2 protein-coding genes are annotated in these 1,135 nt (G+C 37.7%); one reads left to right on the forward strand and one right to left on the reverse strand.

Annotation, left to right across the window (positions count from 1 at the left end; all coding sequences use genetic code 11):
* Positions 1-151: 151 nt before the first annotated feature.
* Positions 152-562: a MerR family transcriptional regulator gene (locus T529_RS0112215; RefSeq protein ID WP_033163880.1), complete on the reverse strand. Its 411-nt coding sequence runs from the start codon at positions 560-562 to the stop codon at positions 152-154.
* Between the two features lie 79 nt (positions 563-641).
* On the opposite strand from T529_RS0112215, the gene T529_RS0112220 reads away from it, so the two are divergent.
* A partial coding sequence (locus T529_RS0112220) for a histidine phosphatase family protein (protein WP_081823153.1) occupies positions 642-1,135 on the forward strand: 494 nt, incomplete at its 3' end.

Raw genomic sequence — 1,135 nt, forward strand, 5'->3', positions numbered from 1 at the left:
CATTGAACATCATGCGCAAAAGTAGCGTTGTGGATGTCAGCATCCTATACAGTAGAGGCGAAGTGGACACGCCTGTAAGAATAAGGATTGCCTGAAAAGGTGGAAACTTAAATATCAAACTTCTTAAACGGAGCCGTAAGGCTCTCAGAAGTCACCTACCTTTAGGTGGGTGGTAGTTCACGAGATAACTGTGATAGGGGATTTTCTTGTCTATGATATCATCATAGAGTTGTTGTTTATGGTCAATAAAGTCAATCGATGCCTGAATTTCTTGTTGTTTTAAAAGAAGAGCGTCACGTTTTTTTGCCAGCATGGCTTTACGTTCCATAATAGAACTTTCGCCTTCTAGACATAAAGCAATATAAGCCTTAATTTCTTTCAAAGACATCCCACACTTCTTTAAACAATTTAGAGTATTGATCCAGGCAATATCCTGGTCATCAAAGACACGATAATTATGTTCATCACGACTGACATTGGGAATTAGACCAATATTACAATAATATTTCAATGTTTCATAAGATAGATGACATTGTTGACTAGTTTCTCTCATCGAATACATTTTTTTCTTCCTTTCGCTTGACCGGTAGTTACTACCGGGGTGTACAATTCTATTATAGATGAAAGAAAAGGTGAAGTAAATGAAGAAAACATTATATTTAATGCGTCATGGTCAGACGCTTTTCAATGTTGAACATAAGATACAAGGGTGGTGTGATTCCCCGCTGACTGAACTAGGTATTAAGCAGGCTGAAATTGCTGCACGCTATTTCGATAACAACAAGATTACCTTTGATCACTGCTATGCAAGTACAAGTGAACGTGCATGTGATACGCTTGAAATTGTCACTCACCACAAATATCCCTATACAAGAGTTAAAGGATTAAAAGAATGGAACTTTGGCCGTTTTGAAGCAATGGATGAATTCCTAAATCCAAAATTACCTTATGGTGACTTCTTTTTACAGTATGGTGGTGAAAATCAGCAACAGGTACAGGATCGAATGGTAAAGACTTTAACGGAAATCATGGAAAAAGAAGATCATCATGATGTTTTGGCACTCTCCCATGGTGGTGCCTGTGCAAATTTCGTAAGAGCTTTTGAAGAACATAATATCATGCATTATCGTCGTGG

This window comes from Sharpea azabuensis DSM 18934 (genome assembly GCF_000702165.1).
Classification (GTDB): domain Bacteria; phylum Bacillota_I; class Bacilli_A; order Erysipelotrichales; family Coprobacillaceae; genus Sharpea; species Sharpea azabuensis.